The organism is Phenylobacterium sp., from assembly GCF_004297125.1.
Lineage (GTDB): Bacteria > Pseudomonadota > Alphaproteobacteria > Caulobacterales > Caulobacteraceae > Phenylobacterium.
The window spans coordinates 204103-219193 of sequence record NZ_SCVD01000026.1; the positions used below are offsets into that span (position 1 = coordinate 204103).

A 15091-nucleotide genomic window follows, 5' to 3' on the forward strand; every position below is an offset into this window, starting at 1 on the left:
AGCCAATACGCCGCGGGCCCTCGCGCCTCCGTCGCTTGACATGGCTCAAGGCGCCGCCCGCTCTCCGGATCCAGAATGCATCTTATGACGCAAGGCTCGCACTTCCAGCAGTTGCTGCGCGCGGCCGCCGACCAACCCGAGCCGCAACGCTTGCTGTTCGTCTTCGCCGGCGCCGGATTGCCCGACCATCCCACCGACCAGCAGCGCGCACGCTTCCTGGCCGGAGCCGGTGGCGCGCTCACCCCGCTCATGTGTGTGGATAAGGCGCCGGCCGACGTCGCGGATTTCGACGCCCTCGTGGCGGACTCCCGGCGCGCGGGCCCGCCGTGGCAGGTGATGTTCGCGGCGGGGCTCTCAGGCTTCGACGGCCGGCCTCCGACCCAGTCCCAGATCGATCCTGCGCTCGAGAAGATGGTCAACGCCGTGCGCCTCGGCGCCGTGGGGGCGTTTGCCGCGTACGACGCAAGCGGCGATCCCATCCAGATTCGCTAGCAAGGCGACGAGCCGACATCAGGATCGGCCGGCGCTTCGACGCGGTTCGGTTCGCTTCATGGCCTCGCGGGCGACGGCCCCGGGTGCGGTCGATGAACTCGCCGACGCGCTCACGGGTTCAGCCCAAGCCGCACAACCACGGACGGGAGCACGCCAGCAACGGACCTTAAGGCCTGACCGGCAAGCGCACGCTAGACCATGCGTTGCAGTTCGGCTTGACGCAACCTCGGCCGTGGGCTGATCTCCATCGGGTTCGCGTACTTGGGGGGCATCGATGGGGACTCCGACGGCGGGGGATATCGTCGCAGCCCTGACCTACGCTCCCTTGCGGGGTTGGGCCGGGCAGACCATCAGCTTCAGCATCCCGCGGGCGGGCAGCAATTGGACGGACTATCCGCAGCGTGGCGCCGGCTGGTCCGAGTACTACGGCAACGAGCCCTTCAAGCCTGACTACGGGGTGTTGAGCTCCGCCCAGGCGGACGTGTTCCGCCAGGCCGTCGCGACTTGGCAGCAATTCATGGCCGTCCGGCTGGTGGAGACCGACGACGTCGCCAGTCCGGGCCAGATTCGCGTCGCCTTCACCGGCATCGGGCACGAGATTGGCGGGTACGCCTTCGTGCCGCCACTCATGGGCCAGGCGGCTCAACCCATGGATGGCGACATCTGGCTGGACGCCACCTTCAAACCGCGCTCGCTGGTCCCCGGCTACGACCCGGCGGCGGGCGAGTGGCCGATTCCCGTCCTCCTGCATGAACTCGGCCACGCGCTCGGCCTGCAGCACTCCTACGAGGGCGCCGTCCGACTGCTCGGCGAGTACGAGGACCCGCGCTACACGATCATGTCGCAGGCCTTCATTGTCGGCGGCGGCGATGTCGTCCCGCGGTTCGCGGTGAGCGCCGGCGGCTCCGCCTTGACGATCGACAGTACGACCCTAGCGGTCAATCAACCCGGGATCTTCGACATCCTGGCGCTCCAGTCGATCTACGGGGCCAATCCCGACACCGCGGCGGGAGACACCACCTACGCCTGGGCGGAAGACGAGGCGTTCTGGCTGTCGCTCTACGACGCCGGAGGCAGCGACACGATCGATCTGTCGCGTCATCTCCGGGCCTCGGCGATCGACCTGACGCCCGGCCACTTCAGCAGCATCGGCATCTACTCGGCGGAGCAGCAGACGGCCGACTGGATTGCTCGTTTCCCCAGCTTCGCCGGCCAGATCACCCAGATGATGGACGCCCAGGCCGCCAGCAAGCGACTCTACACCGGCCACGACAACGTCGGCATCGCCTTCAACACGGTCATCGAGAACGTGCATGCCGGATCCGGCGACGACACGGTGACGGGCAACGCAGCGAGCAACGCCTTGAACGGCGGCCCAGGCTCGGACCGCCTGTTCGGCGGCGACGGGGCCGACACGGTCACCGATCCCTCGGGCTCGAACTATCTGCGCGGGGACGAGGGCGCCGACAGCATCGTCGGCGGCTCCGGCTTCGACGACATCAACGGCAACATGGGCAATGACACCTGTGTCTCCGGCGGCGGCGACGACTGGGTGGTCGGGGGCCGCGACAACGACAGCCTGGTGGGCTCCGCCGGCCAGAACCTGGTCTATGGCAATCTCGGGAACGACACCTGCGAAGGCGGCGACGGGAATGACATCGTCCGCGGCGGCCAGGACAATGACGTGATCTTCGGCGGGGCCGGCGACGACTACGTCTCCGGCGACAAAGGGGCGGACACCGTCACCGGGGGCGCGGGCGCCGACATCTTCCACACCTTCGGCGACGCCGGCCTGGACCGTGTGCTCGACTTCAACCTGGCCCAGGGCGACCGGGTCCAGGTCGATCCCGGCACGCAGTACTCGGTCTCCCAGGTCGGCGCGGACACGGTGATCGACATGACCGGCGGCGGCCAGATGGTGCTGGTCGGCGTGCAGATCAGCACCCTGACCACTGGCTGGATCCTCGGGGCCTGACGGCGACGCGCGGCTTCACTTCCGCCGTCCTCCGAACCTCCGGCTCAGCTTACCTCGGCTTCCTGCCGGACCCGCAACTGGGAGACCGGTTGCGGAGCGTTGAAGCGTTCCGATACTTGTCCGCCCACGTCGGCGCGCTTCACCAGCATGCTCGGGTCCCCTTTCATCCGGCCATCCTTCCCAACCGCCATGCCGCGAGATCGCTGCGCTGGCGGATTGCGATCCGCGCCCGGCATCTAGCAGCGCCGCTCGTGGCTGCCTCCAAGGGCGTTCTCTCGACCCAAGCATCCTATATATGCTATTGCATATGTATTTGCATATGATAGAGCTGAAGCGCCTTCAACGGGCTGCGGGACGGGTCTTTGCGGACTCGGCGTCGGGGACTGCCGGCGAGAGCAAGACTCCCGCATCTCCACAACGCGGCCGGGGGCCGCCACCGCACAGGGAGCGTAGCGGGATGCTCAAGTCATTCGGGAAATCCGCCCTGCTGTTGTCGAGCTGCCTGACGCTGGCCGTCGGGGCGCCCGCCACCGCCAAGCCGCCGACCCCGCCGCGGCCCAACGTGGTCGTGATCCTGGCCGACGACATGGGCTACGGCGACCCCTCGCTATACGGCAGCAAGCTGATCCAGACCCGCGCCATCGACAGCATCGGCCGCGAGGGCGTGACCTTCACCGACGGCTATGTGACCGCCCCGCTCTGCTCCCCGTCGCGGGCGGGCCTGCTGACCGGCCGCTACCAGCAGCGGTTCGGCTTCGAGCAGCAAATCTCGAACGGCGCCATGCCCGAACTGTCCGAGGTCCGCGAGGAGGACGGAACGCTCGCTCCGATCCAGGGCGAGGCCGAGTTCCTGCGCCGCGGCGTGCCCGTCACCGAGAAGAACATGGGCGAGATCTTCAAGGCCGGAGGCTACAGGACCGCCGTCATCGGCAAGTGGCACCTGGGCAACGGCGAGCAGTTCCTGCCGAACAACCGCGGCTTCGACCACTCGTTCGTGTTCTACGGCAACACCAGCCTGCAATCGAAGAACCTCTCCGACCCCGACCTCATCAGCCTCAAGGTCGACTACCACGACGAACTGCCGAACGTGGCCTGGACGCGTGAGGGCCTGAACGCCGTGCGGCGCAACGGCCAGATCGTCAATGTCGAAGACTTCCTGCTCTTCAGATTCCGGGATGAGGCGGTTCAGTTCATCGAGGACAACAAGAGCAAGCCGTTCTTCCTCTACCTGCCGCTGAACGCGCCGCAGCCGCCGCTGCAGGTGCCGAGCAGCTACTTCGAGAAGCTGCGCCCCGACATCCGCAACATCGCCCAGCGCGCCTACAACGGACTTCTGATGGCCGAGGATGACGTGGTCAGCGCAGTCCTCGACAAGCTGAAGAGCTCCGGGCTCGACAAGAACACCATCGTCGTCTTCATCAGCGACAATGGCTCGGTGATCAGCCGTCCCGGGCGCAACGCGCCCTTCTCCGGCGGGAAGACATCCACCTACGAGGGGGGCATCCGGGTGCCCTACGTAATGAAGTGGCCAGGCCAGATCCCGGCCGGCGAGGTCTACAGGAAGCCGGTGAGCTCGCTGGACCTCCTGCCCACCCTCGCGGCCGCCACGGGCGTCGCCCTGCCGAAGGACAAGGCGCTGGATGGGGTCGACCTCCTACCCTACCTGAAGGGTGCGAATGACGGTGCGCCGCACGACATCCTCTACTGGAAGCTCGGGCCGGAATCGGCCGTCCGGAAGGGCAAGTGGAAGCTGTGGATCGACAACCGCGGCGGAACCACCCGGCTGTTCGACCTGCAACGCGATCCCGCCGAGCAACAGGACCTGGCGGCCGCCGAGCCGGCCGTGCGCGCCGAGCTGAAGGCCGCCTATGATGCCTGGAACAGCTCGCTGCCGCCCCGCAGCTGGACCACCGTCTCCCCGGCCCCCCGCCGCGCGGCGAAATGAATCGTAGCCTCGACGCGTACCGGCGGCGCCTTTTCAGGCGACTCGCCGCCGGCGCATTATGACGGCGGCGATGCCCGGCGCAGCGGACGTCTCGTCCGCGCGCCCGGGCCGCGGGAGGCAGGCATGGACACCGGCGCAATCGATCTGTCGACGATCCTTCCCTACCGACTGGCGATCCTGTCGCGCGCGGTCCAGTCGCTGCTGGCCGCGTCGCTGGACGAGTGCGGCCTGACGGTCCCCCAGTGGCGGGTCTTCCTGTGCCTGGCGAACCGCGGCCCGAGCACACTCAACGACGTTGTCGAGTTCACGAAGCTGCCGCAGTCCTCGCTCAGCCGCACCATCGCGCGGATGGACGAGCGCGGCATGGTCCGCAGCCGCCGCAATCCCGAGGATCGCCGGCGCTCCGAGATCGAGATCACCGAGGGCGGCCGCCGCCAGTTGCAGGCGGCGATCGAGGCGGTGAACCGACGCTGTGAGGCGGCTCTCGCGCTGTCCCCGGACGAGCGGGTCGGATTCCAGACGACCGTCGAGGACCTGATCCAACGGCTTTCGCCGGCGGAGGGCTGACCGCCACGCGTCAGACCTGAGGCGTATAGTGGGCCGACATCGGCCGCTGCGCAGCCTCCGAGATCGGCATCAACGGCGTACCGGAACGCCCGGCCGTTTCCGCGACCGCCGCCTCGTACCAGCCCAGCGCGATCTCGTAGATCGCGAGATACCGCCAAGGCGACGGACGCAGGCGGGGATGGTCGAGAAGGCGGAACCGCTGCGCCGTCAGGTAGCCCGGCGTCTTCAGCACGTCGTGGACGTGGCGGTCGGAATACCAGCTGTTGAACTCTTCCTCCCGCCCCGCGACGGCGTTGGAGAAGACCAGGCTCCGCGCGCGCGGCGGCGAGCCCGGACGCGCCACTGCGCCGAGGGCCGGGGCGAGCGCTTCTGCGACGAAGAACGAGGGGTGCTGCGGTTCGCGCCGCTCGCTCGCGAGGATCGGTTCCAGGTCTCCCGTCGGGTCGGTTGTCGACAGTACGCAGGCATGGCTCCACTCGCCAGGGGCCCGTCCCGGCACGGCCATGCCGAAGAAGGCGGCGACCGTCCCGGGCGGCTGGATAGGCAGGACCTGTTGCGCCCCCAGGATCACCAGCACGCCGGCCACGCCTAGGCCGCGTCCACCGCGGGGAAGCACACCCGTCCGCGATCGACCACGGTGATGTCGTCGACCTTCACCGTCGTGTTGCGGAGCGGGATGTCGAAGTGGTTCTGGGTGTCCCGCTTCGCCACGCTGCTGGCGCCGATGCCGACGAGGAAATTGCCGGCGAAGGCGCGGGCCTCGATGCCGTTGGTATCGCGCTTGTCGTACATCGCCAGGGACTCCCACTTGGCGCGCGGGTTCATCCCCCAGCCGAAGTGGGCGGTGGTCAGGGCGTTCGCCTCGTTCCAGGCGGCCGAGTAGGCGCGGAACAGCTCGGCATCCACACCGTCCCCGATCACCTCGACGATGATGTCGTTCTCGATCACCAGGGTCATGGGCCGGTCGCCGTAGCGCTTGAACGTGCAGTTGATGTCGCCGGCGTCGACCACGATACGGCCGTTGACGCAGCCGGCCGCCGGGTAGGTCACCACCAGGCCGCCCGGCCAGTGGCCCATCGCCCCCGGACGATCCACGACCCCCGTCACCCGCGTCGCCACCTGGCCTGCTAGGTCGATCGTCAGGTCGGTGCCCGCGTCGGAGACCACCGTCATCTGTCGGGCGGCGGCAAGCATCTCGTAGTTGCGCTCGACCGCGGCGACGTCGGCGTCGCTTAGCCAGGCTCGTTCGAGGCCCTCGGGATGCTCGTTGAGGATGTAGATCGCTCGACCGCCGGCCGCCGCGAGGGCGGGCCGCAGGTGCGGCGAGTGGAGGCAGCCCTCCATCGTCAGGTCCACCACCAGGTCGCAGGCCGCCAGCGCGGGAAGCACCGCCTCGAGGCCGATCAGCGCCATTGACGTCCCGTTCGACCGGGTGGGAACGGGCGTTGTGACCGGCGGCGTGATGGCCACGAGCTTGAAGCAGCGCGCGCCGATCATGCCCGCGGCCAGTTCCACCAGGTGGACATTCAGTTCACGCGATTGGGTCTCGGCGACGATGCCGACCAGGCTCTTTTCGGTGACGCCGCAGCGGACCAGGGCGTCCTGGAACATGCGGATCCACTTCGCTTCGATGCGATCAGCGAACATCTATGGGACCTCTTCTGGAATGGCGCCGCATCAGGCGAGGCGGGTGTTGGGATCGAGGCCGACCATCACCCGGCCCAGCGGCTCGTAGCCGGTGTCCTGGTCGTGGTAAAAGTGCGTGGCCATCATCGAGACGTCGCGCAGATAGCGCTGCATCGGCTGGTCGAGCGTGTAGGCGCCCGAGCCCGAGGTCGCGGCCACCGACTGCACGATCTCGCGGGCCTCGTTGGTGACGTGGACCACACCGGCCCGGATCTGCACCCGCTGCAGCTGGGTGAGTGGCGCCTCGGTGTTCCACTCAAGCATGCGACGAGCGATCGAGTAGAGGTACTGCTCGGCCGCATCCAGTCGGATCTGCGCCTTGGCCAGGCGGTTTACCGCCGGGATGTTGTCGATAGTCCGCCCTCCGGTGACGGGGCTCGTGTAACCCTCGACCTTCTTGCGGAAAGTCTCGACGGCTCCGTGCGCGAGTGCGACCAGCGGCGACGACGACCCGAAGATCATGCTCGTGAACCGGGGGATGCGGTACTTTGGTCCCTTGTGCAGGAGGATGTCGGGGTTTTCGCCCGAGAAGGCGGCGGTCAGGTTTGCACTGCGGTGGGCGGGAACGAAGAGGTCGGGGTACTCCACGTCGTGGCTGCCCGTGGCGCACATGCCGGCCACGTCCCAGTTCTCGTGGACGATCACCTCACCGGCCGGGATCATGAAGTCGCGGAAGCCGAGCTTCTCCTCGCCCTCGACCATGGTCGAGACGAACACCCACTCGGCGTGGTTGATGCCGGTCGCCCAGCGCGAGCGGCCGTTCAGGACGAACCCGCCGTCGACCTTCCGCGCCTTGACGGCCGGGGCCAGCATGACGGGGCCGGTGCTGTAACCCTTGGGGCCGTAGACCTCTTCCTGCGCCTGCTCGGAGAGGCCAAGCCAGAGCCAGTTGTGCATGATGAAGAAGCCCAGCTGCCAGGCGCTGGAGCCATCGTAGCGCCCCGCCTCGACGATCACCCGGCAGACCGTCTCCCAGTCCAGCTCGTAGCCGCCCATCGACTTGGGCACCATGATCCGGAAGAAGCCGGCCTCACCGGCCTCGCGGATCGTGTCGTCGGAGATGCGGCGCGCCTTCTCGTCGGCGGCGGCGCGGGCCGCGATGCGCGGCGCCAGCTCGCGCGCGGCCGCGATGAGGCGGGCGCGGATCTGGTCGTCGGTTTCCTTGGCGGGGGTCGCCGCAGGCGAAGTCAGCACAGGTGTTGTCCTCTGGATGAATGTGAAGGCTGCCGGGGCCGGGTTAGCGGCCACCGGCGCGCGCCGGCCCCAGCAGGAAGTCGAGAAGCAGCGCATCGAAGGCTTCAGGCTGCTCGATGTTGACGAGGTGCCCGGCGTTTTCGACCACCGCGAGTTGTGCGCCGGCAATGGCGGCGACCAGCGCTTCGGCCTCGGCAACCGGTGTGAGCCGATCGTCCTTGCCGACGACGACGAGGGTCGGAACCTTGATCCGATCGAGGCCTGGCGCGTCCTGCGTGTAGACGAGCAGCTCGATGGCCTTGAGGTACATCAGCTTGTGGAGCCGGCTCATGCTGTCGATCAGCTGCTCCAGCGCCCCCGGCTTGGCGGCCGGAGAGACCAGCGAGCGCGCCACGGGCTCGGCGATGTCCTTGGGCTCCTTGCCCTCGAGAAGGGGCTGCTGCCGGAGTCGCACGAACTCCTTGAGTGTCTCGGGGTCGGCCCGCCGCGACTTGAGGCTGCCGTCGCAAAGGGTCAGCGAGGCCACCCGGTGCGGGTAGAGGTAGACGAAGTTCAGCGCCGCCTTCACGCCAAGCGACAGGCCCACGATGTGCGCCCGCTCCGCGCCGAAATGCGCGATGACCCGGTCGAGGTCACCCGACATGTCCTCGAAGGTCAGCGGTCCCTCGTAGTCGTCGCTCTCGCCCCAGCCGCGACCGTCCCACGCCACCGCGTGGAAGTGGCGGGCCACGGCGGGCATGTTCGGATGCCAGTTGCGCTTGTTGCCGCCGATGCCGTGCAGGAACACGACCAGTTCACCTTCGCCGGCGTGGTCCACGGCGATGAAGGGCGCTGGCCCGATCCGGACCGTCTCGAAGGTTGTCATGAGCGGTCTCCAGCGGTAGCGGCGTCGCGCAGGGCGCGTCGTGAGAGCTTGCCGGTCGTCGTCCTCGGCAGCTCGGCGACAAATTCCACGAGGCGCGGATACTTGTAGGGCGCGAGGATCGCCTTCACGTGGTCCTGCAGGGCTTTGGCCGTCTCCGGCGCCGGCGCGGCGTCGGGCTTCAGGACCACATAGGCCTTCACCACCTGGCCGCGGCGCGCGTCAGGCGCGCCGACAACGACGCATTCGGCCACGTCGCGATGACTGAGGATCGCGCCTTCGACCTCGGGGCCGGCGATGTTGTAGCCAGACGAGATGATCATGTCGTCGGCCCGCGCCACGAACCAGTAGAAGCCGTCGGCGTCGCGCCGGAACATGTCGCCGGTGAGATTCCATCCATGCTGGACGTAGTCGCCCTGCCGCGGGTCATTGAGGTAGCGGCAGCCGACCGGGCCGCGCACGGCCAGGCGGCCTGCGCCTTCGCCTTCCACCGGCTGCCCGTCGTCGTCCAGGAGCGCGACCGTGTAACCCGGAACCGGCTTGCCCACGCTGCCCGGGCGCACGTCGTCCGGATCCGACGAGATGAAGATGTGGATCATCTCCGTGGCGCCAATGCCATCGAGCAGGCGCAGGCCGGTGGCCTGGAACCACGCCTCCGAGGTGGCGGTGGGCAGGTGCTCGCCCGCCGAGACCGCGACCTGGAGGCTCGAAAGGTCCAGCGGCCCGGGCGCCTCCAGCATGGCCCGATAGCCCGTGGGCGACGTGAAGACGTGGGTCACGCGATGGCGGCGGATCGCATCGGCCAGCGCGCCCGGCGCAGACTCGGACGGCAGCACGACCGCGGCGCCGAAGAAGAGCGGAAAGGCCAGCAACGCGCCGAGGCCGAACGTGAAGCCGATCGGGGGCGTGCCGCAGAACACCGGCCTCTCGCCACGCGGCAGGCGGTGCGCCGCATAGGTGTGGCACATCGACATGACGTCCCGATGGAAGTGCAGAGCGGCCTTGGGCTGTCCCGTCGTGCCGGAGGTGAAGGCGATCAGGCAGACATCGTCCTGGCTGGCCGGCGCAGCCGTGAATTCGGCGGGCTTGCGCGCCGCCCGGCCGTCCAGCTCGGCGTCGGGCGTTCCGAACAGCACCACGCGGGTCGGCGCCCCGCCGCCGGCGCAAGCCGTCAGCTCGCCCGCCAGCCGGACGTCGCAAAGCGCCAGGTCCGCCTCGGCCTTCCGGACGATCTGACTCAGTTCGGCGGCCCGCAGCAGCGGCATGGTCGTGACCGCGATGCCGCCAGCCTTGACCACTGCGAGCCAGCACGCGAACAGCGCGGGCGTGTTGCCGCCGCGGAGGAGGACGCGGCCGCCGCTGCGCAGGCCCAGGTCCTCGGTCAGCACCCTCGCGTAACGATTGGCGGCGGCGAGGAGGTCGGCGTAGGTCCAGGTCTCCGCGTCGGTGATGATGGCCGGCGAGCCCGGGCCGGCTTGGCGGATCGCGTCCTTGAGCAGTGCATCCGCGCAGTTGAGTTCATCCGGGTAGACAAGCGACGGGAGGTCGAACTCCAATTGCGGCCACTGGTCGGCCGGCGGCAGGCGAAGGCGGGCGAACGGGTCGGCGTACCGCGACGGCGACAACTCCCGAGCGACTCGACTTGGAGCGTCGCCGTCGGGCATACGGGCCGAGGCGTGGTTGTCGCGTTCATGCTGCACCTGCCCCACGCCGGTCATGTGTCGATGGTTGCCCGCCCCGCTCACTTGACACACTGTCAAGTGCGCCTTTGGGGTTAGCTGGAGCTTTACATAGTGTCAAGTGGCCTGATCGAAACCACGCGCGACCGGATCCTCGATGCTGCGCTGGGGCTGATCGAACGCGACCAGGGGGGTGCGGTGTCGATGGGGGCGATCGCCAAGGCTGCGGGCCTGTCGCGTCAGGCGCTGTACCTCACATTCGCCGACAAGGCCGACCTCTATATCGCCCTGGTGCGCCGCGTGGACGAGAGCCGAGGCGTGCCCATGGAGCGTGCGAAGGTCGAGGAAGCGGCAGACGGCGAAACCGCGCTGCATGCGCTGATCGACATGCAGGCCCGCCTGAATCCCACTCTAGGGCCGATCGCCAACGCGATGGACATGCTGCGGCGGCAGGATCCCGATGCCGAACGGGCGTGGCAGGATCGGCTGGAGGCGCGGATGCAGCTCTGCCGCATCGTTGCGGGGCTGCTAGAGAGAGAAGGCCGACTGCGGAAGGGCCTGGATCAGGCGACAGCGGCAGAGATGATCTGGACTGTAACGTCGCTCCGCACCTGGGACGACCTTGTCACCCACAGCGGCTGGAGCGCAGACGCCTATCGCGCGCACCTTACTGACCTGCTCGGAGGATGGTTGGCGTCGCGCGACAGTCAGGCGGACTGACAGCCTGCGGCTCCGCTCCCAGGGGAAGCGGAGCCGCAGGGCGGGATCAGTCGAAGCGGTAGCTGAGGCTCAAGCCGTAGGTCCGCGGCATCCCCATGGTGCGGGCATAATAGTCCTGCCCCTGGACCACGTTCGTGGCGTAGACTCGGTCGGTGAGGTTCTTCACCCACAGTGTCGCGCCCCACTTGTGGTCCGGGCCGTAGACGCCGGCGCTCAGGTTGAACAGGCTGTAGCCCTTGATCGTGAGGTTCGAACCCACGTCCGGCAGGCGGTCGCCGCCGAGCAGCGCGAAGCTGCGGCTCTGGTAGTTCGCCGACAACGTGGCGGCAAAGCCCAGATCGTCGGTGATCGACCGGTCGTACATGATGATCGCGCTGGCCTGATACTTGGGCGCGTAGGCGAACTCGAAGCCCTTGTAGTCCAGCGGCCGCGCCTTGGAATCCCGTCCGCAGCCGAAGAGCTGGGTCGCGGCGCAGGCCGGCAGCTTGGTGACCTCGGTCTCGAGCCAGACACCCGAGACGGTGCCGGTGAGGTTCTCGGTGACCGCCCAGGTGACGCTGCCGTCGACACCATAGGCCTTCGACTTCGGCACGTTGATCAGCACCGGCAAGGCCGTGAAGATCACGTCCGGGAAGTACGCGTTCACCTGCTTGTCGGTGTAGTCGTAGTAGAAGCCGCTGACGTTAGCCTGCACGCGCCGCTCGAACAGCGAGAGCTTGGCGCCCACCTCATAGGCCTGCAGCTCCTCCTGCTTGACCGGCGTGAGCTGGACCGCGCTGTTCGACGACGTCGAGGGCAGCACGCCGGCCAGATAGCCCTTGGATAGCGTGACGTAGAGTAGCTGCCGTGGGGCGAACTTCCAGTTCAGGCCGGCCTGCCAGGAAAGATTGTCCTCCTGGAGCCGCTGCTGGACGAGGCCGAAGCTGTTCGACACCGAGTCGTAGGTCAGGCACCCCGTCGACCCGATCGGCCCTGGCGGGGCCTGCTTGAAGCCGTTCCGCACGTAGTAGAGGTAACGGAACGACGTATCCCAGATGTAGAACTGATTGCTGAAGACCGGGCCCCGATCCGGATCGAGCGTGCCGGCGCAGGACGAGCCCTTCTGATCCTGGTCAGAGTAGCGCAAGCCGCCGACCGCCGAGAGCTCTTCGGTAAAGGCGAACTCGGCGTGTGCGAACAGGCTGAACAGGTCGCTCGTCGCCTCGCCATGGCTCGCCCCGTTGCGGAAGCCTTCGGAGATCTGCGCGGCCGTGTAGCTCTTCGGATTGAAGGTCCCGCCGGGGCCCTGCACGCAGCCGTTCGGGAGACCCGTGCCCGCGCCCGACGGGAGCGAGCCCGGCGCGCCACCCTGTACAGCGCAGTTCTGCGCGGACGCGAACAGGGCCCGCAGGTTGCTGACGGTGGCGATGTCGTCGAACAGACCGGGGGCCTGGCTCTTCACCTTGTCACGACCGTAGTAGCCGCCAACCGTCCATTGCAGGCGCCCCGTCTCGCCCTGCAGCCGGAGTTCCTCGAACAGGTTCGAGGTCTTGCCCCCGTCCACGAAGACGGCGAACTCGAAGGGCGTGCCGCTGCCGGCATAGGGCGCGAACGAGTGATGGAGGTTGAAGCCGGTGAGCGAGATCAGGCTGATCTGATCGTTGATCTTCCAGTTCGAGTGCAGGACCGTGCTGGTGAACTCGTCGTCCCGCTCCAGCGCGCCCATGGCGTTGGAGAACTGACCTTTTCCTTCCGTCCCGTAGCGCGTGAGCGCGCCCTGGGCGCCGCCGGCTTCCCAGTCGGCGATCTTGTTCGAGTGGACATTCGCGGCCTTCCAGGCCCGGTCGAAGGCCGCGTAGTGCGGGGCCACCCGCCACACCGCAGGGTTTGCAGTGTAGGGATTGGTTATGTAGGTCTGGTACTGCTGCGCCGTGGTGTCCGAGGTGTCGCGCCAGTGGTTGATGCTGAGCAGAAAATCGAAGTCGTCGCTCGGCTCCCATGAGACCATGCCCCGAACGCCATACTTGTGGATCTCGCCGAGGCGATCATCGGGGCGGGTAAAGCTCTTCTGCCATCCCTGGTCGCTGTCCTCGCTGCGCATCGCCAGCCTGACGCTGACGGCGTCCGACAAGGGCAGGTTCACAAAGCCCTCGAAATTGCGCGTGCGATAGTTGCCCGCCTCCGCTGTAACGCCGCCCTCGAAGTCCTTGACGGGCTTGTTGGTGATCAGATCGACCAGACCGCCCGTCGTGTTGCGACCATAGAGCGTGCCCTGCGGCCCCTTGAGCACCTCGACACGTGAGATGTCGAAGATCGGACCGCCGTTCATGGCCGGATAGACGTACGCCGCCTCGTCCACATAGGTGCCGACCGGCGAGGTCGACGACGCCGAGATCACATTGAAGCCGATGCCCCGCAGCGTGTAGATCGGCAGGCCGCTGCGAGAGCGCGAGGCGGTGAAGCCCGGCACAACCTGGGTCAGGTCCTGGACGCTGGTGACCCTAGCCGCTTCCAGCGTGTCGCCGCTAAAGGCCGAGATGGCCATCCCAACGTCGTTGACCGACTGTTCGCGGCGCTCGGCCGTGACGACCATTTCTTCCAGTTCCACGGGCCCCGGTGAGGCTGCCTGCGCCAGAGCCAGCGAGCTCGCGCCACCCCACAGGGCCGCACCCAGACACACGGCCCTAACGGCCAGATTCGTCTTCAACCCTCGTCTCCCCATTCCGATTTCCCCCGAGGACCGCGCTGCGACCCCGCCCGCCCTACCCGCTCGTTCTCGCAGACCTGCGTCCACGACTTGACACTATGTAAAGCCTTGTTGTGGTAGCACGCGTTGACATGCTGTCAAGCAACGGAACGCCGCAGGCCGCGCCGATGCCTCGAACTTGGGCGCCTGCGACTTGACATGCTGGAAAGTCGCACGTATCGAATTGGAACTTTACATGCTGTCAAGTTCAGGGCGCCAACGCGTCCAGGAGTGAGCGGATGCGGGACGAGGCCCTTCGGATCGTGGCGCTGGGGGGCACGCCCGACGCGGGTTCGTCCACCGAGCGCGCCCTCGGCGTCGCGGTCCGGGCCGCCAAGGCGGCCGGCGCCGAGGTCTCGGTCTTCGACGGGACCTTCATGACGCGCCTTCCCTTCTATCGCGCCGCGCCCCACGAGCGGGACAGCGAGGCCCAGGCCTTCGTGGAGGCCGTGCGGCAGGCGGACGGAATGCTGATCGCCAGCCCCGGCTGGCACGGCTCGATTTCAGGCCTGACGAAGAACGCCATCGACTATATCGAGGAGACCGCCCGGGACCCGCGGCCCTATCTCGACGGCGTCCCCGTGGGCCTCATCGCCACGGCCTATGGCTGGCAGGCCACGGGCAGCACGCTGGCGACGCTGCGGGCGATCGTCCACGCCCTGCGCGGCTGGCCGACCCCTCTGGGGGCGGCGGTGAACACGTCCGGCGGCGTGTTCCAGGGCGAAGCCTGCGTGGTGGAATCGGTCCAGGCGCAGCTGGAATCGGTGGCGCGCCAGGTGGTCGAGTTCGCCGCCATCACGCGTCTTGGCCGCGCCGCCGCCACAGCGATATCCCTGCCGGCATGAGGCCTGCGGTGGCGAACGCCCGTGCAAGGCCTGCACCCAACCTGGCGGGCGCCATCAGTCCCATCGAGGACATCATCGAGGACGCCCGCAACGGGCGGCCCTACATCCTGGTGGACGCGGAGGACCGGGAGAACGAGGGCGATGTCATCATCCCCGCCCAGTTCGCCACGCCGGACCAGATCAACTTCATGGCCAAGCACGCGCGCGGCCTCATCTGTCTCTCCATCACCGCGGAGCGGGCGCGCCAGCTGCGCCTGCCGCCGATGGCCACCGACAACCAATCCGGCCACGGCACCGCCTTCACTGTCTCGATCGAGGCGCGCGAGGGGGTGACCACCGGCATCTCGGCCCACGACCGCGCCCACACCATCGCGGTCGCGGTCGACCCGACCAAGGGCGTG

General features: G+C 67.9%; 14 protein-coding genes. 7 read left to right on the forward strand and 7 right to left on the reverse strand.

Annotation, left to right across the window (positions count from 1 at the left end; all coding sequences use genetic code 11):
• Positions 1-84: 84 nt before the first annotated feature.
• Positions 85-492: a ribonucleotide reductase subunit alpha gene (locus tag EPO51_RS19815; protein ID WP_293353788.1), complete on the forward strand. Its 408-nt coding sequence runs from the start codon at positions 85-87 to the stop codon at positions 490-492.
• Between the two features lie 274 nt (positions 493-766).
• Entirely contained in the window at positions 767-2467 is a 1701-nt protein-coding gene (locus tag EPO51_RS19820; RefSeq protein WP_293353790.1) for a M10 family metallopeptidase C-terminal domain-containing protein, read from the forward strand.
• 44 nt (positions 2468-2511) lie between these two features.
• Here EPO51_RS19820 and EPO51_RS19825 read toward each other — a convergent pair whose 3' ends face one another.
• On the reverse strand, positions 2512-2634 hold the full coding sequence (locus tag EPO51_RS19825; protein ID WP_293353792.1) for a hypothetical protein: 123 nt from the start codon (positions 2632-2634) through the stop codon (positions 2512-2514).
• Positions 2635-2924: 290 nt separating this feature from the next.
• On the opposite strand from EPO51_RS19825, the gene EPO51_RS19830 reads away from it, so the two are divergent.
• Complete coding sequence (locus tag EPO51_RS19830) at positions 2925-4412, forward strand: sulfatase-like hydrolase/transferase (protein WP_293353794.1); 1488 nt, start codon at positions 2925-2927, stop codon at positions 4410-4412.
• Positions 4413-4535: 123 nt separating this feature from the next.
• The gene (locus tag EPO51_RS19835; protein ID WP_293353796.1) at positions 4536-4979 is read left to right on the forward strand and encodes a MarR family winged helix-turn-helix transcriptional regulator; all 444 of its coding nucleotides are present in this window, start codon (positions 4536-4538) and stop codon (positions 4977-4979) included.
• 10 nt (positions 4980-4989) lie between these two features.
• On the opposite strand, the gene EPO51_RS19840 is transcribed toward EPO51_RS19835, so the two are convergent.
• From EPO51_RS19840 to EPO51_RS19860, 5 genes are read right to left on the reverse strand one after another with little or no spacing between them, the layout of a single operon-like run.
• Positions 4990-5565 carry a DUF4286 family protein gene (locus tag EPO51_RS19840; RefSeq protein ID WP_293353798.1) on the reverse strand — a complete coding sequence of 192 codons (576 nt, stop codon included), beginning with the start codon at positions 5563-5565 and terminating at the stop codon, positions 4990-4992.
• A 2-nt stretch (positions 5566-5567) separates the two neighbouring features.
• A complete protein-coding gene (locus tag EPO51_RS19845) occupies positions 5568-6626 on the reverse strand; it encodes a 2,5-dihydroxypyridine 5,6-dioxygenase NicX family protein (RefSeq protein ID WP_293353800.1) in 1059 nt (352 codons plus the stop codon).
• A gap of 30 nt (positions 6627-6656) precedes the next feature.
• Complete coding sequence (locus tag EPO51_RS19850) at positions 6657-7859, reverse strand: acyl-CoA dehydrogenase family protein (RefSeq protein WP_293353802.1); 1203 nt, start codon at positions 7857-7859, stop codon at positions 6657-6659.
• Between the two features lie 43 nt (positions 7860-7902).
• Positions 7903-8724 carry an alpha/beta fold hydrolase gene (locus EPO51_RS19855; RefSeq protein ID WP_293353804.1) on the reverse strand — a complete coding sequence of 274 codons (822 nt, stop codon included), beginning with the start codon at positions 8722-8724 and terminating at the stop codon, positions 7903-7905.
• Entirely contained in the window at positions 8721-10439 is a 1719-nt protein-coding gene (locus EPO51_RS19860; protein ID WP_293353806.1) for an AMP-binding protein, read from the reverse strand. Before EPO51_RS19860 ends, EPO51_RS19855 begins: the two co-directional genes overlap by 4 nt.
• A 75-nt stretch (positions 10440-10514) precedes the next feature.
• Between EPO51_RS19860 and EPO51_RS19865 the strand changes: the two genes are divergently transcribed.
• Positions 10515-11120 (forward strand): TetR/AcrR family transcriptional regulator, encoded by a 606-nt coding sequence (locus EPO51_RS19865; protein ID WP_293353808.1) that lies wholly within the window; start codon positions 10515-10517, stop codon positions 11118-11120.
• A 46-nt stretch (positions 11121-11166) separates the two neighbouring features.
• Here the strand turns inward: EPO51_RS19865 and EPO51_RS19870 are convergent, their stop codons facing one another.
• The gene (locus EPO51_RS19870; RefSeq protein ID WP_293353810.1) at positions 11167-13707 is read right to left on the reverse strand and encodes a TonB-dependent receptor; all 2541 of its coding nucleotides are present in this window, start codon (positions 13705-13707) and stop codon (positions 11167-11169) included.
• 377 nt (positions 13708-14084) lie between these two features.
• On the opposite strand from EPO51_RS19870, the gene EPO51_RS19875 reads away from it, so the two are divergent.
• Both EPO51_RS19875 and EPO51_RS19880 read left to right on the forward strand, forming a co-directional pair.
• Complete coding sequence (locus EPO51_RS19875; protein ID WP_293353812.1) at positions 14085-14690, forward strand: NADPH-dependent FMN reductase; 606 nt, start codon at positions 14085-14087, stop codon at positions 14688-14690.
• A gap of 8 nt (positions 14691-14698) precedes the next feature.
• Positions 14699-15091 (forward strand): 3,4-dihydroxy-2-butanone-4-phosphate synthase (locus EPO51_RS19880; RefSeq protein WP_293353814.1); only part of this gene is annotated, 393 nt, incomplete at its 3' end.